This is a genomic window from Haemophilus influenzae, assembly GCF_019703545.1.
In the GTDB taxonomy this organism is placed as follows: Bacteria; Pseudomonadota; Gammaproteobacteria; order Enterobacterales; family Pasteurellaceae; genus Haemophilus; species Haemophilus influenzae_E.
On the sequence record NZ_AP018771.1, the window covers coordinates 1,585,881 to 1,599,575 of the forward strand.

Genomic DNA, 13,695 nt, shown 5'->3' on the forward strand with positions numbered 1-13,695 from the left:
GTTTAAAATCTCGCATATTTGATTCTGTGGCGTTTAACGCGCTGTCTTGTTTCCGCTAATAACTCATTAAGCATTTGTTGATAGCGGTCACGTTGTTTTGTCCATTCGGACACTTGGTAAGATACCGATCGCCCATTAAAACTAACTTGGCTTTGGGCGTTTTCGATCTTTTCATCAAGAGCTCGGATTTTTTCTTCAAGCTCGTCTTTGTCGTAAATCACAGCCACCCACCTTTTTTCTTGCTTGCGCCACCGTTTAACCAATTACTTTTTGGTTTGGGTTTCGGTTGCGGTTTTACTTGTTCAATTTCTACCGCACTTTCAGTTTCTTCTTCCGGTGCTGTTGTCTCTTTTCGGATTACATCAGGATTTAATCCAGGTAGTTTTGCCCAGTATGGGACATTGTCCTCATCGCCCCACTTAATACGCTCATAACCTCGCAAAATAGCAATCGCATGGGCGTAGCAAAATAAGTCAAACGCCTCATTATTACCTTTGCCAGGTTTGCGCCACTTGCCGTCTTGTCCTCGCTCCTCATAGGTCAATTCATCAAAAAACCATTCGCCAAGCCACGACGGAAAATGGATATAGTTAGCCCCGATAGTCTCACGGCTTAGTGCGTTACTAATGCGATCTTTGAGTTGGTCTGTTTGAAGTAGGTATAGCGGCACATCACCTCGTGCTTTAGCATGACGATCTGACCGTGAGGTGTTATCAGGATAAGTTCGAGAAATCATTTTTTGGCGTTTGGTACTATCACCTTTAACGAGATACACTCGTTTTGATATGCCATCTCGTTTGCATCTACGCCAAAACTTATAGGCGTTATCTGTTACACCGTCCTCACCGCCACTATCCACCGCCATTGCAAGGATTGGCATGACTCCGCCGTCTAATCCCTCAATACGATATTGCTTATTAAGCACATCACTGATGAGTAAATCCCAATCCTCAGGGTAGGCGGACGGATCAATTGGTAGGCTTTCCCCCTCTGAATTGCTCCGCATTGATGATTTAATGTTGTATCTATCAATGAGCCACCGTTCGCTGTTTTCGCCATATCCCACAATTTGGACGACAAAACGGCGATTCCGCCCACCCTGTACATCAACTGCAGCCAACAAAAAACGGCACCCATAAGGTACCGTTCTTTTTTCTGTATCTTCTCGCCGCTCCATCAGCTCATCACTTCGGCGTTGCTCAAGTGCGGAGCGTGGTAAATAAGGCAATCCCCAGTCTGTATTTGTTACTGCCTTTAGCGTTTCTTCACTGCCAGTCATTTCAAATTCATGTTCAGCAGTGAGTAATTTATAAGTTAATTGCGCCCATGTTTGATAAGCGGCGGCAGGGCCTTCTAGCCAAAATGACGCAATACGGGAGTTTCTGCCCTCGCCATGTATCACACCATCTTTATCTATCGTTTGCCCCTCTTTTAACCACTTGCCACCGATGTTTAATGCGCGTTTCTTGTCAGGAGCTACGAGAGATTGGCAATGAGGGCATTGCAATCGAGCGTTTTCGCTTGCCTTAACATAGTCAGTATCATTACGATAACCCACCATATTTGCCATTGATGGCTCAAACCACTCTTTGCAATGTGGGCATTGCCAATAGAATCTGCGTCTATCACCACGGTTATATAAAGATAAAATCCCAGTTGTTGGCGGGGCCTCGTGAGTCGTTTTGGGATGATGTTTTATATCAACAATATCCTTGCCTGGCGAACTCTCTACAAGTGTCATACCCGCACTCATAAATGTAGTCGTACGTTTGGACGCTAAACTAAATCCGTCGCCCTCACCGTCCACATCATCGGGCCAGCGGTCGTAATCGGTTAATGCAACGTATTTATAATCTGATGATGACAATACGTTGATTGACGGCCAGCCAATTTTTAATAAATTACCTGCCCTAAAATATTTATCGTGGACATTGTTATCGTTTTTACGCGGACTTAATCTTTTTGCAATCTCAGGTGAGCATCTAAAAGTGCGGTCTAAACGTTTACGGCTATGCTCACTGGCTTTCTCTTGTGTAAGTTGCACCAAGAGGAAATCTGACGGATCACAAATAATCGCATAGGTTATCCAGCCATCAATCAATCCGATTGTTTTACCAGTACGAGCTGGCCCAACAAAAATAACTGCGTCATACTCACGAGAGTTTAGGCAGTCCATCGGATCTAACATATATGCAGTAGTATCTTTATCCCATTTAACAGAGTTACCCCCACCAACTGGCACTCGCATATATTCCGCTACGGCTTCCGATACTTTCATTCGGCGAGGCGGTTTAAGTAGATTTGCAATATCTCGCCTAATATCTTTAGCTGATGCAAACATGACTACTCCTCTGATTTATTATCGCCAGCCTGTATATGTAATGACATTTGCGATTTAACATCATCAATCACCTGTATTACACGAGTTAATTGTGTTGGAGTTAACGCACAATCACGCTCTAAAATATCTGGCAATGTATCAAGTGATTGCACAACAGCTTTAGCCAAAAATCCCATCTCTTGAGCAACTTCAAATGATGGCACCAGTTCGCCTGTATCTCGCTCGTATTTAAGTCTTTCGTTTTCCGCTTGCCAAAATGCTCGTCTCTCAACAGGTGACAAGCTATCAACATTAGCCGTCATTTTTTCGGCAAGTCCGATTTTGATTAAATCAGATAGCGTATAGAGCTTTAATTTGGAATTACTGCCAATAGCTGGCGTTAGTCCTGCAAGCCTTTGTGACACGGTTTGCCGATGCATTCCGACCAGTTCGGCGATCTGATTTATATTGAGTTTTAAGTCGTATAAATTATCCATAGCCGAGACCGTTAAAATGCCCAAAAAAGGGAAAAGATGATGATGACTAGAAACCTAAAAAACTGTCGAAAACCGCGAGCCCGAAACCCCGTGGAAAGGGGTATCCCCTCAGGAGTACCTTTTCTAGCCTGACTTACTCACACTAATTTATTTAATTTGTAATATTTACATTACATAGCTTAGATATAACCCCGAGATTTTTAGAGCGGGGGGATAGCTGAGATATGTGCGCATATAAAACAAAAGCGACTCTTGTCAGCCGCCTTTATTGAAGATTTAAATATTAAATACTGTCTTACCTTGCTCATTGGTAACGTAGATATGATCTCCAGTGCCAATTAAGCTGTATGCAATCTCTTTCTCAATGCCTTGATCGCCGTGCTCGTCGTCCGGTATAAAATCAATCATCATACCAATGATTTTATCTGTTGGATTGTTTCGAGCTGAGCAGTAGATTGACTCCTCGCGGATAACCTCTTTGCACTCTTGGTCGCCGTACATTGGCTGGGTGTAGTAGATGCCGTTAAGTGTGGTCGGCTTTTCTTTTAGTTTGTCCGCCAATCTGAGCATCTCTTTGTACTCACGAGAGGTCTCATCGTAAAATACAAAGCTATTACTCTCGGTGATTGACGTTACACCGTCTTGGATGATTTTAATTGTTAGCATAATTGCTCCTGTTGTTTTTATTGATAAAAAAAGACCGCACTTTAATTGGCGGTCTTGGTTTGGTTAATCCACTTATTGAGATTATCTACCTGGCTTGCGCACTTATCTCGCTCTGCTGTTACCTTAACAAGCTGTATGACTACATCACCGTATGTCTCACCAGTAAATGCTGTTTTAACACAAGGTGCGGTATAGGCTTGAGGCGGATAAATATATTCTGCTTTAGTCGTGACTTTATTTGTACAAGCGGTCAAGAACAGACTGAGGCAAACGAGTGTGAGCGCAAGGTTGAGTCTTAATGATTGTTTTAACTGATTCAGCATTTTCTGTTGCTATCCTTTCTATTTCATCATTACGCTCTTGTTGAGCAATAACGGCATCACGCTCTTGTTGTAACGCAAGGCTCAATGATTTATTAGCATTTTCTTGTTGCTGAATAGTTTGGGCTTGAGCTTGGTTCTCGGCTTTTAAACTACTTATCTTCTGAGATTGAAACCAAGTCCAACCGCACAAGCCCAAAATCAAACAAAGTGCGGTCAATTTTATGGCAGTTTCAAATCGGCTAAACATAATGCTTTCTCTTTTTCTCGGCGAACCACCAAACCTGCTAATTTTTTACCACTGGCATACACCCATCTAGGAAATTCGCCACAAGCCTTTTCATATTGTTTTGCTCGAAGATATTTAAACATCGTAGATTTGCTTACTGCCCCACAACCCACATTAAAAGTGATTGACACCGCAGAATCAAATACCGATTGCGGTAACATCTCGCCATTACCATATTTATTCACACATCGTTCAGCAATCACAATATCATTCTTCCAACGTTCGGCAATTTCCAAATCTGTGTAACGGTATTTTGGATTGATTTTCTTACCACCATATTCAGTTGAACCAATTCCAACGGTCAAAACATCCGCAGGGCATTGATACGGATCACGTCTGCAACCCTCGGCATTCCCAATAATTTCAGCACCTACAGGACTTAATCTTAGCTCGTTACCGAACTGAGCATACATTAATCCCATTACCGTAATCACAGAACAAACACCAAGAGCTTTCCTAGTTTTTGTCAAAATCATCATCAAATCCTAAAGACAATCGTTTCATTTTCACACGGTGTATTTCTTCTGCACGCCGTTCTTCATTTTTTCTAACTTTCCCTTCTTGGCATTTAGCATACATATTCACGAGACCACTTATTAAACCTATAACAAGCCCCATAATAGCCAGCCATTCTTGAAATGAATACATTGCCCAGAACGCACCAAAGCCAGACCAAAAAATACTTTGGCTTCCTGCATCTTTTAACATTTTTACACTCCACCCATTTACAGGGCTGATAAAAAAGCCCACGTATTAACGTGAGCTTGTGATAGATGGCCTTACCCCGTGCGATTTCTCGCGCAATAAAGTCTAACAAGGTAAGGAGCTATTACTGTAAACAAAAAGCCCCGACCGTTTCCGATCAGGGCTGTAAAATTTATTCGGTGAACATTACTTACACAACGACCACCTTACATCTAAATGATAGGACAAGATGACAAGGTTTGTCAATAAGTAATTTTGATATTTCTTGCATTTTGTCGTCCAGTTCGCAGAATAACAAACCCAGTTACAAGAAGTTCGTGAATTATTGCCTTCGCTAATTTTAGCTCTTTTTCAACATTCCGTATCATCGTTTTAAGGCTTGGAATGCGAATATCTGGCTTGCCTGCACACGGCTGCATTTTTATCTCTCCGCAGTTTTCACGGAGTTTAACCGCTATATGATTAATAGTGCTTTTATTAACATAATAGGAAAATACGATATAGTGTAAAGTGCGGTCGTTTTTAAGGAAAAATCTCTCAATAACTTCGCTAATCATCATTCCTGTTGAGTCATCGCAAATTGGTTCATTTGGCTCTGCAGGAATGACTGATTGCATTAGTTTTGCAATAATATTTAATTGCGGTTTATCAAGCCTACCGCTGCGCACCCAAGCACCCCATTGATACATATAACGGTCAACAAATTCTTCTTGTTCAATCGTTAGTTCTGATAATTCGCTAAATTTACGCATTTATTCCTCTAGCTCTTTAATTTTTGTCTTGTAATACTTAATAATCGCCTTGCAATCTTCAATGGTGTATTTTTTCGGTTCGTGGTCTTGCCGTTCTAACCAAGCTACCTTATCCGCACCGATTTTATTGACGAGATTTATTCGATATTCGATGATGTTTCCGCTCTTATGGTCATTACAGGGGGCGCATTGCTTATGTACGTTGAGCTCACAAAATCTTAATTCAGGGCACGCCCCAACGCTCCGATAATGTCCAGCATGGTATTGCCCTTGATGATGCCGACCGCAACTGATACAAGGCTGGTCTTTATCTCGTAAACGGATAAATTTATTAAAGACCGATTGAGCCTCTTTTAACCATTCTGAGCGACTTTTTAATTTATCCTTACGTTCCCTTTGTTTTTTCTTTTCCGCTCGTTCTTGCGCTTTTTGTGCATTATCTCGGGCTAATTTAATCGCACATTCAGGTGAGCAAACTTTTTGAGTTGAGCTAAAGGTTTTTACAAACGGTTGGGCACAAACTTTGCATTTATACTCTTTAGCCATTAGCCAAACACCATATTAAACATTACCCAAACTGCCACAATAAAAAGTACGATTTTTAACTCTAAAATCTCGTCATCATTTAATTTCATTTTCATCCTTTACTTGTGTGTATGCTTGTGTATAATTTATCGTGATTAAGACGACAAGGAGGAAGCATGCGATCCAGCGACTTAATCAAGGAACTTAAAAGTGCAGGTTGTACTTTTGTCAGGCACGGTAAAGGCGATCATCAAATCTGGCAATCGCCCATCACAGGGAAGACGTTCCCCGTACCGCATCCAAAACAACACGTACCCATCGGCACATTAAGATCCATCAAAAAATCGGCAGGGCTTCTATAGCTCTGCCGAGCTAACCCACAAGGAGCGACTATGTTATTCACTATCGGCATTGAAACCCCAACAAACGAAAATGAAGCCTACGGCATTACGGTGCCAGCATTATTTACTGAAGAATATTCCTGCTTTAGTGCCGCTGATACCCTTGAGGAAATCCCAACGCAGGTGACTGATGCCATTCATTCCATCTTAGAAATGATGTTTGAAGACGGAATAGACATCAACGAACTTCAAGATAAAGGCTATCGTCACTACCAAACGCAAGAAGATTTCAACTATTGCGATACTTGGTTGTTGCTTGATGTAGATATTTCCGCATATCAAGGCAAACGCCACCGTATTAATATCAGCTTGCCTGAATACCTTATCAAACGTATTGATAGCCGTGTTGCAAGCAATCCAATCTACAAAGACCGCAGCCACTTTTTAGCGATTGCCTCACAAAAAGAGCTACGGCAATAATTACCCAAAAAACGCATACAACTGATTTAACGTATTTTCATCGGTTGTATCGTTAAAAATATGCTTGATTGCTGCACTAATTAACGCTTTGTAACAGCTTTCAAACTCTGCTTGCTCCATATTCCCATAACTCAAGGATTGCGCCTCAATCCGCAAATCCCCTTTAATGTTGTATGTAGATTCGTAAAATCCCGCCAATACCGTTAGATGTTTACGAAAGGTGTCAAATTGCTTGCGCTCATCAAAGTGAGCCCATTCTGTTTTATCTGCAGCCCAATGGTTAAAACAGAATTTAAAAAAGGCGAACACCTTACGATGGAAAGCGGGATTGCGTGTACGGATGATTTCAATTTCATACTGCTCGCCATTTTTTAATGATTTCAATTCTTCTGATTCCAGTTCATCAAGTGGCGCAAGCACACCGCCTTGTAACTTAATCATCTGAATTTTTAACCGCCCTTCAGTTCGTTTCCCGTGTGCTTTTTTAATATCATCAACACTACAAGCCATTAACCTATTTCTCCATGCGGATATACCCACTAACCTTTTTAATAAAATCAAGGCTAATTGAACGTGTGACAAAGTCTTCCATTGTTGGATCAAAGACTACGACCATTTGCCCTTTGCTATTCCCCTTGATTTCTTTTCCTGTTACAGGGTTGATAAATGCAATTCGACCACCTGTAATATCAATCACTTCATTTGCCACGCCTTGAATATGGTTTTGATACCATTGAGTAGATTTATCATTGTTGAGTAACATCACGACTAAATAACCAGCATCACATAATTCTTTCGCACGTTGTAGATATGGTGTAACGTTGGAATAAGGTGGATTCACATAGATTCTTAACGGAGCCGAAAAACGTTCTGCGACTTCATCCAACAATACATCTAACATTTGATCAATCGGCATTAGAAAGTCATCTGCGATTGATTGATGCTCATCATTATCTGAGTTAGGCTCGCCGATATAGTGACATGTCAAGGCGTTGTTGGCTGTAGCGCAACCATCAAGATCGAACCAGCCGAAACGTTGAGATAGCCATTCAAATACATAGCACGGTGTTTGCCATGTATCTTTATCAAATTGTTGTCCTGTCATTGCAATGCCCCTTTCCCTTTCATCATTGTCATCAAGCTATCTCGAGCTTTATCAGCCTTCGCTTTATCGTAAAAACTTGGTTTTGCTGGAATCATTTTCGGAACATCCTCAAAAGGAAAATTCGACTGCACTTTTTCTACCGCTTCTGTGAGTAATTTCGGAATAGCTTTCAACGTGTCCTCTTCCGATTTTTTCTTGCACTTTTCGTACAGATTTTTAAGCAACCAAAATTCCACTTTTGAACGATATTGAAATTCATCCCGATTGAATTTGGCATAGCCTAAGAAAGTTTGATAACGTTGGTATAATTCCGCTTCATTCGGTAAGCCCAATTCGTGGTAGTCATAGGCTTTGCACCAAAACACAAACAACCCTACGCTAGGTAAAAATTTATCAAGAGAGTTTTCTGCTTCATAAAGCCCGTTCTCCAACTGAGGTCTCGTAATTTTTTCTCGTACCAATACACGCAACCAAGTTTTTTTAGCAGAAAGATAATCCGCTTCGGTTTCAAAGGCTGCACGCCAACCAGGAAAAATCGATTTAAGCTCTTGAAAGAGCCAGTTAATCGTCTCTTCCGCACGCTGTGCACGTTCTGGCGGGAGCGTGTTAATTTGGTCTTGTGTTATGGAATTTTCCATTGCGTACCGTCCACTGTGAAATTCATTCCTGCAGACCAGCCTGTCTGCGTATCGTCAAATTTGGGTTTATTGGGGTGTGATTGCCCTAAGTGCGGTGAATTTGGTCGCAGTTTCTCATCACGCCAATCCCAAGATGCGTTAAATCCCTGCCAGTTGCGTTCGATGCAAATCTCCACCGCTTCACAAATCGAAATCCCAGCCTTGTCCGCCTGTTTTTGCAGACGGTTGAGTTGCGTTTGATTAATGACGCCCTTTTTGGCTTTGCGGTGTGCGATAAAATCTTTCGCCAGTTGTCCGGTAATACCGAACTGCTCAAGCAACATTTCGGCTTCGCTTTTTTGCGTAGTTTTTTTAGGTTCATTGACTGGTTCTAAAGAGTGACTGGTTCTGGGTGAAATATTTTCACTACCCCCTAGTGCAAAATTTTCACTACCTAGTGAAATATTTTCACTACCCAGTGCAAAATTTTCACTACCTTGTTCAAGGTGTAAAAAGTATAAATTTGAGATGGAACCATCTTTATTTTTACGTTCTTTTTTGCTTACTAATCCCATTTTGATTAAATATTCAATGTGATTGATTGCACTACGTCGGGTCATCTCGCATTTATCGGCAATGTATTGATAACTTGGGAAACAAATTCCATCATCATTGGCATTATCAGCCAGTTTTAAAAGCACAAGTTTTCTAGCAGGATTACCAACCTTACAATTCATTGCTTGAACCATTAATCGCATACTCATAACATCAACTCCGAAGCATAACGTGACGCAATAAATTCAATGCCTTTGCTTGTTACACGTGTCTGTGTGTAATTGTGACCGTGTTCAGCGGTACCTGTTTTAACCGTAAAAAGATCTTTGGTGCGTGCCGATTGATAAGGCAAAAGCACGCCAGATTGACGATACAAATATTTATCTTCCACCAAGCGATTGACTAATGCACGCTCAGGCATTTTTAAAATCTTCGCCGTCTCACGAAATGATTTACTCGTCCCTACTTCCACATAGTGATCAACAAAAGCGACTTTAGGCGCATTACGCTCTTTTTCTGCTTGTAACTGAGCGGCTAACATCAACGCCTCAGAAAAAGATTGCGGAATAAGTGCGGTTGGTTTTTGTTGATTTTCCAACGCTTGCCAGCGATCGACAATTGCCGCAGTAAATTCAGGACAATTCTGAGCAACAACAATTAAACTATCTCGTTTGGTTAGATGGTACTCATAATAAGTCTGACCGTTCTGTGGATGGGTGTAAGCCATTGGCTGATACCCCCAAATCACCTCTTTTGCGATAAGTCTTTCGATTGAACGACACAGATCGCTGTGGTTTTTATTGATTAATTCCGCAATTTCACGACTACTCATCGTCAAAGTGCTTGTGTTTTCTTTCGAAATCGTTAATAATTGATTCATCTGTATATTCCTTAATGAATTAGCCACGAAATCTCCTCGTGGCTTTTTTTATTTCTTGTGTAACACAATCGCACATTCAATCGAATGTTGCGTCGCTGCCAAATGTTTACTCAATGCTTGACGTATTTTGTCTTCTTCTTTCGAAGTGATTTCGCCGTCTTCTAACGCTGTTTCTAATGCAGCAAATAACAAGCCTCGTGCGGAAAGCTCGTGCAGTTGTAAATTAGCAAGCTCAACCTTGTCTAATTCATTCTCTGCTACATCAGGTACAAAACGCCCACCAGCCAAACGGCATAGTTCATCAATAAATTGCGTGCAGCCATATTCTTGCTGAATCGCAATTAATTCTTCATTTTTGAATCGCTGTCCCTTTGTTTGATAAAGACGATTGTTTAATTCCGCCTCCGAAAATCCGAGAAACCCTGCAACCGCACTTTTGCCGCCAGGTATCTTTTCAATCATTTCCATAATGACTTTCTTCATTGCCATAATTTTTGCCTTATTTTTATGGTTTTCTTTTCCGTTGGTCTTGTTAAATTAAATTCCGTAAACATCAGGTAGGATTTCAGATTTTTTAACTTGTCTTTTCGTGGCTTTTTCAATTGCAACCGCCACGCTTGGAGGTGCTTTTGATTTGCCAGAAATGATTTGCGAAAGAAATGATGGAGCAATACCAATTTTTCTTGCGAAATCAGCCTGAAATCCACGAGGTTTATCGGAAAAATATGCTTTTAAACTCATATAAATCCCACCATTTAGTAAAAACTAAAGTGAGTTTAGTTTTTATTTAGTATTTTGTCAAGAATATTTAGTTTTTGCTTATTTAGTTAATGCTAAATAAAATCAAAAAAACGGAGGGCGTATGAAACAAATAAGATCGCAAATGGCGGAAATAAGACGGGCAAACCTTAAAATATGGTTTTCCGACAAACAGCTACCGGAGAAAGATAAGAGCTTTATTTCGCAGTTAATAAGCGGCAAAACGGAATCTTTTGGCGAGAAAGCCGCTAGACGATTAGAGCGTGATCATGGTATCCCTGATTTGTTTTTAGACAACCCAAGCATAGCCAACACTGATTTGAGTAACACTAAATTTAGCGGCGGTACAGTATCAATTACGACCGCTAATAAAATTACACATGGCGGCCAGTTAATAGCGCAATCAGAACTAGACGGAAATTACAAACACCGAATAGATTACTTGGACGTTAGAGCGGCGGCGGGGCTGACCGGATTTGAAAACTCGGACTACCCCGAAATAGTATCAAGTCTATTTTTGTCTGATGAGGGGTTATTGCAGATCATCGGTCGTAAGTCTGCCGTCGGCATTAAGATTGTCAACGTGCCAACAGATAGTATGGAGCCAACAATCCGTAAGGGTGATTGGGTGTTTTTGGATACCAATATTGATTATTACAACGGAGACGGCGTTTATGCTTTTGCGATAGATGGTGCACTATTTATCAAACGCATACAAAAACTTGTTGGTGGCGGGTATAGATTGCTCTCAGACAACAAGGACTATGATCCACAAGATATAACAGACGAGATCTGCCAAACTGCAAAATTTGTTGGTCGGTTTATCAAGACAATCCATATTGATGTTGCAACGTTATAAAAGGTCAAAGGGGCAAGCATGCGCGCGGTAGCACAAAGAATAAAACAAGAGCGAGAAAAACAAACTAATCCTCGAGCGCATGGAGCACCTAAATGAAAAGATGGATTTTTTGCTAACAGTTGGCGAAATCACGCCTAAGGATATTAAATGAGTGAAGGAATTTTATCTTTTACAATCGAAGAACAAATTAAGTACAATACAACAGGTGGAATACGCATAAAGGACTTGATAAAGTCACTTGAATCTTTGGAGGAATTGACTAAACAAACCAAGGGTGCGTTATCCGATCTCTTGGGCGTTAAGGTTAAAAGCATTGATCTTAAAGTGTCCGAAGTAAGAGAAGGCAGCATGATTGAAACAATCCATGCAGAAGTAAAATACTACAACGAAAACAAAGATGATGTAGATCAACAAATAAATAAATTCGTTAATAAGAACAAAATGAAAGTAGGTGTATTCGGAGCGGTGTTAGCTGGCATAGCGGCTTTTGGGGTGTGGCATTATGTTACAACCGATTCTGCGAAAAATATTAATGTTAACGTGTCTGGCAGTTATAATAACGTAATTGTGAGCAGCGCAGGTGCCGTTGGCGTGCCTGCCGATGAATTTAAAACCATGATCGAAAAAAGCCCAGTAAACAAAAAAACACTTGCGAAAAGCGCTATAGGATTTATAAACCCAGCAAAACAAGAGAACGGTAGCACCTCAATTTCATTTAGCGACAATAATGTAACAATCCCGACGGAACTTGTAGAACAAACCCCGACAGAATATGTTGCACAAAGCGAAGAAAAAAGCGTTGATCTAAAAGATATTACGCTAAATATCAGAGCTTCCGACCGCGATAGCTACGATAAAGGCTGGTATGGTTTTATTGATGGTATCTTTACTAAGCGGGTGCGTATTGATATACCGACCACAATGGATTTAACCGTATTATCCAAGCAAGAGTCCGTCAAAGCCGATGTTGTTCTTTATTCGACACAAAAAGGCGACAAAACAGACTACAGACATATTGAGCTTAAAGCTATTCACACAAAATAATTTAACTCTGCCAAAACCGCCTAACTGGCGGTTTTTTATTGCTCGTTAAACGCTGCGATCAACTCCTCTAGCACAATCCTCTCCTGCTCATTAGCGTGCACCACTCTCAACTCATCATCTAGGCGCGACACTATCTCATCAATCCCTAAACCATTAATCCCCTCACAATCCAAAGAGATTAGCCATTTTTTAAATTTTTCTTTCATAATTCGCACTCCTTATCGGCAGAGGCATAATAAACCAATCTCAATTTAAACCAATTATCGCTACCAAAACTTGCGATCGGCATCGCAAAAATCTCAAAAACACACCTAAAAACTCAAACTTTACTTGTAATTGATTAAAAAACAAGCAATCAAGCACATTTCTTGAAAATTTATTTCTTTAAAAATCAACTAAATACTAAATTTTATATAAATTTATTCAATTTTTACTAAATAAACCATTTACAAATTGTTTAGCCTTTACTAAACTACACACATCAAAACAAAACACCCATAAGGAACCCAACATGAACATTAATAGCCCAGCAGAATTAAAAGCCTTTTTCATTACCGAAGTGTTAGAGCGTTACGCAGAGAAAACAGGAAAAGCCTTAGAAGCCTTAGCAGATTTGTTTATGACTAATGAAGATTTCAGAAATCTGATTATGGATGAAGTTGAAGTAGAGGCAAAACAAGTTGTAGCACATATTTAAAAATGTACCCACCGCAATAGCAGGCGTAAGCCGAGAGATAAGCAGAGACGGCAGTGGGATTTAATAAAAGAAGAAGAAAAATAAGAACAGTCACTTAAGTTTATCGCCTAAAGTTTTTACTAAGCCCTTTGAGAAGGTCTTGAATAAAAATTTTAATTGCTCTTTAACAAATCGAATCACCCACGAACCAACATCAACATTGGGAATAATGTGTAACTTGAACGCGTGGGGCTGAGGCAATCAAGATAACGCCATTTTTAACCGCACTTTTCTCTTAATGCAGC

At 40.4% G+C, this 13,695-nt stretch carries 23 protein-coding genes; 5 read left to right on the top strand and 18 right to left on the bottom strand.

What is annotated here, in order from left to right; all coding sequences use genetic code 11:
* Nucleotides 1-2: 2 nt before the first annotated feature.
* From K6J66_RS07930 to K6J66_RS07975, 10 genes are all read right to left on the bottom strand, one after another.
* Entirely contained in the window at nucleotides 3-221 is a 219-nt protein-coding gene (locus K6J66_RS07930; RefSeq protein ID WP_042593429.1) for a hypothetical protein, read from the bottom strand.
* Nucleotides 218-2,341: a phage terminase large subunit family protein gene (locus tag K6J66_RS07935; protein ID WP_110442487.1), complete on the bottom strand. Its 2,124-nt coding sequence runs from the start codon at nucleotides 2,339-2,341 to the stop codon at nucleotides 218-220. The genes K6J66_RS07930 and K6J66_RS07935 overlap by 4 nt, the downstream gene beginning before the upstream one ends.
* Before the next feature lie 2 nt (nucleotides 2,342-2,343).
* Nucleotides 2,344-2,817, bottom strand: coding sequence for a DUF1441 family protein (locus K6J66_RS07940; RefSeq protein ID WP_042594852.1), 474 nt, complete (start codon nucleotides 2,815-2,817; stop codon nucleotides 2,344-2,346).
* 276 nt (nucleotides 2,818-3,093) lie between these two features.
* Complete coding sequence (locus tag K6J66_RS07945) at nucleotides 3,094-3,483, bottom strand: hypothetical protein (RefSeq protein WP_042600478.1); 390 nt, start codon at nucleotides 3,481-3,483, stop codon at nucleotides 3,094-3,096.
* Nucleotides 3,484-3,524: 41 nt separating this feature from the next.
* The gene (gene lysC / locus K6J66_RS07950) at nucleotides 3,525-3,806 is read right to left on the bottom strand and encodes an Rz1-like lysis system protein LysC (RefSeq protein ID WP_110442488.1); all 282 of its coding nucleotides are present in this window, start codon (nucleotides 3,804-3,806) and stop codon (nucleotides 3,525-3,527) included.
* Nucleotides 3,718-4,053, bottom strand: a complete 336-nt coding sequence (locus K6J66_RS07955; protein WP_110442489.1) for a DUF2570 family protein — start codon at nucleotides 4,051-4,053, stop codon at nucleotides 3,718-3,720. Before K6J66_RS07955 ends, lysC begins: the two co-directional genes overlap by 89 nt.
* Nucleotides 4,026-4,568, bottom strand: a complete 543-nt coding sequence (locus tag K6J66_RS07960) for a lysozyme (RefSeq protein ID WP_110442490.1) — start codon at nucleotides 4,566-4,568, stop codon at nucleotides 4,026-4,028. The genes K6J66_RS07955 and K6J66_RS07960 overlap by 28 nt, the downstream gene beginning before the upstream one ends.
* Nucleotides 4,549-4,800, bottom strand: coding sequence for a phage holin family protein (locus K6J66_RS07965; RefSeq protein WP_005688862.1), 252 nt, complete (start codon nucleotides 4,798-4,800; stop codon nucleotides 4,549-4,551). Before K6J66_RS07965 ends, K6J66_RS07960 begins: the two co-directional genes overlap by 20 nt.
* Nucleotides 4,801-5,039: 239 nt before the next feature.
* Complete coding sequence (locus tag K6J66_RS07970) at nucleotides 5,040-5,549, bottom strand: antiterminator Q family protein (protein WP_105872415.1); 510 nt, start codon at nucleotides 5,547-5,549, stop codon at nucleotides 5,040-5,042.
* The gene (locus K6J66_RS07975; protein ID WP_005668550.1) at nucleotides 5,550-6,095 is read right to left on the bottom strand and encodes a recombination protein NinG; all 546 of its coding nucleotides are present in this window, start codon (nucleotides 6,093-6,095) and stop codon (nucleotides 5,550-5,552) included.
* A 155-nt stretch (nucleotides 6,096-6,250) separates the two neighbouring features.
* On the opposite strand from K6J66_RS07975, the gene K6J66_RS07980 reads away from it, so the two are divergent.
* Both K6J66_RS07980 and K6J66_RS07985 read left to right on the top strand, forming a co-directional pair.
* Nucleotides 6,251-6,436, top strand: a complete 186-nt coding sequence (locus K6J66_RS07980; RefSeq protein ID WP_005643265.1) for a type II toxin-antitoxin system HicA family toxin — start codon at nucleotides 6,251-6,253, stop codon at nucleotides 6,434-6,436.
* A gap of 30 nt (nucleotides 6,437-6,466) precedes the next feature.
* Nucleotides 6,467-6,895 carry a type II toxin-antitoxin system HicB family antitoxin gene (locus K6J66_RS07985; protein WP_005692602.1) on the top strand — a complete coding sequence of 143 codons (429 nt, stop codon included), beginning with the start codon at nucleotides 6,467-6,469 and terminating at the stop codon, nucleotides 6,893-6,895.
* Here K6J66_RS07985 and K6J66_RS07990 read toward each other — a convergent pair whose 3' ends face one another.
* From K6J66_RS07990 to K6J66_RS08020, 7 genes are read right to left on the bottom strand one after another with little or no spacing between them, the layout of a single operon-like run.
* On the bottom strand, nucleotides 6,896-7,405 hold the full coding sequence (locus K6J66_RS07990) for a DUF1367 family protein (protein WP_110442491.1): 510 nt from the start codon (nucleotides 7,403-7,405) through the stop codon (nucleotides 6,896-6,898).
* Between the two features lie 4 nt (nucleotides 7,406-7,409).
* The gene (locus K6J66_RS07995) at nucleotides 7,410-8,000 is read right to left on the bottom strand and encodes a DNA N-6-adenine-methyltransferase (protein ID WP_110442492.1); all 591 of its coding nucleotides are present in this window, start codon (nucleotides 7,998-8,000) and stop codon (nucleotides 7,410-7,412) included.
* Nucleotides 7,997-8,638: a replication protein P gene (locus K6J66_RS08000; protein WP_110442493.1), complete on the bottom strand. Its 642-nt coding sequence runs from the start codon at nucleotides 8,636-8,638 to the stop codon at nucleotides 7,997-7,999. Before K6J66_RS08000 ends, K6J66_RS07995 begins: the two co-directional genes overlap by 4 nt.
* Nucleotides 8,623-9,381, bottom strand: a complete 759-nt coding sequence (locus tag K6J66_RS08005; protein ID WP_110442494.1) for a helix-turn-helix domain-containing protein — start codon at nucleotides 9,379-9,381, stop codon at nucleotides 8,623-8,625. The genes K6J66_RS08000 and K6J66_RS08005 overlap by 16 nt, the downstream gene beginning before the upstream one ends.
* Nucleotides 9,378-10,052, bottom strand: coding sequence for a phage antirepressor KilAC domain-containing protein (locus K6J66_RS08010; RefSeq protein WP_011272606.1), 675 nt, complete (start codon nucleotides 10,050-10,052; stop codon nucleotides 9,378-9,380). Before K6J66_RS08010 ends, K6J66_RS08005 begins: the two co-directional genes overlap by 4 nt.
* Before the next feature lie 48 nt (nucleotides 10,053-10,100).
* On the bottom strand, nucleotides 10,101-10,541 hold the full coding sequence (locus K6J66_RS08015) for a YmfL family putative regulatory protein (RefSeq protein ID WP_005651303.1): 441 nt from the start codon (nucleotides 10,539-10,541) through the stop codon (nucleotides 10,101-10,103).
* A gap of 48 nt (nucleotides 10,542-10,589) precedes the next feature.
* Nucleotides 10,590-10,793 carry a transcriptional regulator gene (locus K6J66_RS08020; RefSeq protein WP_005651305.1) on the bottom strand — a complete coding sequence of 68 codons (204 nt, stop codon included), beginning with the start codon at nucleotides 10,791-10,793 and terminating at the stop codon, nucleotides 10,590-10,592.
* A 121-nt stretch (nucleotides 10,794-10,914) separates the two neighbouring features.
* Here K6J66_RS08020 and K6J66_RS08025 point away from each other — a divergent pair, with 121 nt between their 5' ends.
* A complete protein-coding gene (locus K6J66_RS08025) occupies nucleotides 10,915-11,670 on the top strand; it encodes a S24 family peptidase (RefSeq protein WP_005668731.1) in 756 nt (251 codons plus the stop codon).
* Nucleotides 11,671-11,817: 147 nt separating this feature from the next.
* Nucleotides 11,818-12,714 (top strand): hypothetical protein, encoded by an 897-nt coding sequence (locus tag K6J66_RS08030; RefSeq protein WP_005651307.1) that lies wholly within the window; start codon nucleotides 11,818-11,820, stop codon nucleotides 12,712-12,714.
* 35 nt (nucleotides 12,715-12,749) lie between these two features.
* Here K6J66_RS08030 and K6J66_RS08035 read toward each other — a convergent pair whose 3' ends face one another.
* A complete protein-coding gene (locus K6J66_RS08035; RefSeq protein ID WP_005651308.1) occupies nucleotides 12,750-12,920 on the bottom strand; it encodes a hypothetical protein in 171 nt (56 codons plus the stop codon).
* A 305-nt stretch (nucleotides 12,921-13,225) separates the two neighbouring features.
* Here K6J66_RS08035 and K6J66_RS08040 point away from each other — a divergent pair, with 305 nt between their 5' ends.
* The gene (locus K6J66_RS08040; protein WP_005651099.1) at nucleotides 13,226-13,411 is read left to right on the top strand and encodes a hypothetical protein; all 186 of its coding nucleotides are present in this window, start codon (nucleotides 13,226-13,228) and stop codon (nucleotides 13,409-13,411) included.
* The last annotated feature ends 284 nt before the right edge of the window (nucleotides 13,412-13,695 follow it).

Bases quoted from the DNA above. Each gene is read 5' to 3' on its own strand.
- K6J66_RS07940 (WP_042594852.1), bottom strand. From the start codon at position 2,817: ATGGATAATTTATACGACTTAAAACTCAATATAAATCAGATCGCCGAA.
- K6J66_RS08040 (WP_005651099.1), top strand. From the start codon at position 13,226: ATGAACATTAATAGCCCAGCAGAATTAAAAGCCTTTTTCATTACCGAA.
- K6J66_RS08035 (WP_005651308.1), bottom strand. From the start codon at position 12,920: ATGAAAGAAAAATTTAAAAAATGGCTAATCTCTTTGGATTGTGAGGGG.
- K6J66_RS08025 (WP_005668731.1), top strand. From the start codon at position 10,915: ATGAAACAAATAAGATCGCAAATGGCGGAAATAAGACGGGCAAACCTT.
- K6J66_RS07985 (WP_005692602.1), top strand. From the start codon at position 6,467: ATGTTATTCACTATCGGCATTGAAACCCCAACAAACGAAAATGAAGCC.
- K6J66_RS07955 (WP_110442489.1), bottom strand. From the start codon at position 4,053: ATGTTTAGCCGATTTGAAACTGCCATAAAATTGACCGCACTTTGTTTG.
- K6J66_RS08000 (WP_110442493.1), bottom strand. From the start codon at position 8,638: ATGGAAAATTCCATAACACAAGACCAAATTAACACGCTCCCGCCAGAA.
- K6J66_RS08015 (WP_005651303.1), bottom strand. From the start codon at position 10,541: ATGGCAATGAAGAAAGTCATTATGGAAATGATTGAAAAGATACCTGGC.
- K6J66_RS07975 (WP_005668550.1), bottom strand. From the start codon at position 6,095: ATGGCTAAAGAGTATAAATGCAAAGTTTGTGCCCAACCGTTTGTAAAA.
- K6J66_RS07970 (WP_105872415.1), bottom strand. From the start codon at position 5,549: ATGCGTAAATTTAGCGAATTATCAGAACTAACGATTGAACAAGAAGAA.
- K6J66_RS07960 (WP_110442490.1), bottom strand. From the start codon at position 4,568: ATGATTTTGACAAAAACTAGGAAAGCTCTTGGTGTTTGTTCTGTGATT.
- K6J66_RS07995 (WP_110442492.1), bottom strand. From the start codon at position 8,000: ATGACAGGACAACAATTTGATAAAGATACATGGCAAACACCGTGCTAT.
- K6J66_RS08030 (WP_005651307.1), top strand. From the start codon at position 11,818: ATGAGTGAAGGAATTTTATCTTTTACAATCGAAGAACAAATTAAGTAC.
- lysC (WP_110442488.1), bottom strand. From the start codon at position 3,806: ATGCTGAATCAGTTAAAACAATCATTAAGACTCAACCTTGCGCTCACA.
- K6J66_RS07990 (WP_110442491.1), bottom strand. From the start codon at position 7,405: ATGGCTTGTAGTGTTGATGATATTAAAAAAGCACACGGGAAACGAACT.
- K6J66_RS07980 (WP_005643265.1), top strand. From the start codon at position 6,251: ATGCGATCCAGCGACTTAATCAAGGAACTTAAAAGTGCAGGTTGTACT.
- K6J66_RS07965 (WP_005688862.1), bottom strand. From the start codon at position 4,800: ATGTTAAAAGATGCAGGAAGCCAAAGTATTTTTTGGTCTGGCTTTGGT.
- K6J66_RS07935 (WP_110442487.1), bottom strand. From the start codon at position 2,341: ATGTTTGCATCAGCTAAAGATATTAGGCGAGATATTGCAAATCTACTT.
- K6J66_RS08005 (WP_110442494.1), bottom strand. From the start codon at position 9,381: ATGAGTATGCGATTAATGGTTCAAGCAATGAATTGTAAGGTTGGTAAT.
- K6J66_RS07945 (WP_042600478.1), bottom strand. From the start codon at position 3,483: ATGCTAACAATTAAAATCATCCAAGACGGTGTAACGTCAATCACCGAG.
- K6J66_RS08020 (WP_005651305.1), bottom strand. From the start codon at position 10,793: ATGAGTTTAAAAGCATATTTTTCCGATAAACCTCGTGGATTTCAGGCT.
- K6J66_RS08010 (WP_011272606.1), bottom strand. From the start codon at position 10,052: ATGAATCAATTATTAACGATTTCGAAAGAAAACACAAGCACTTTGACG.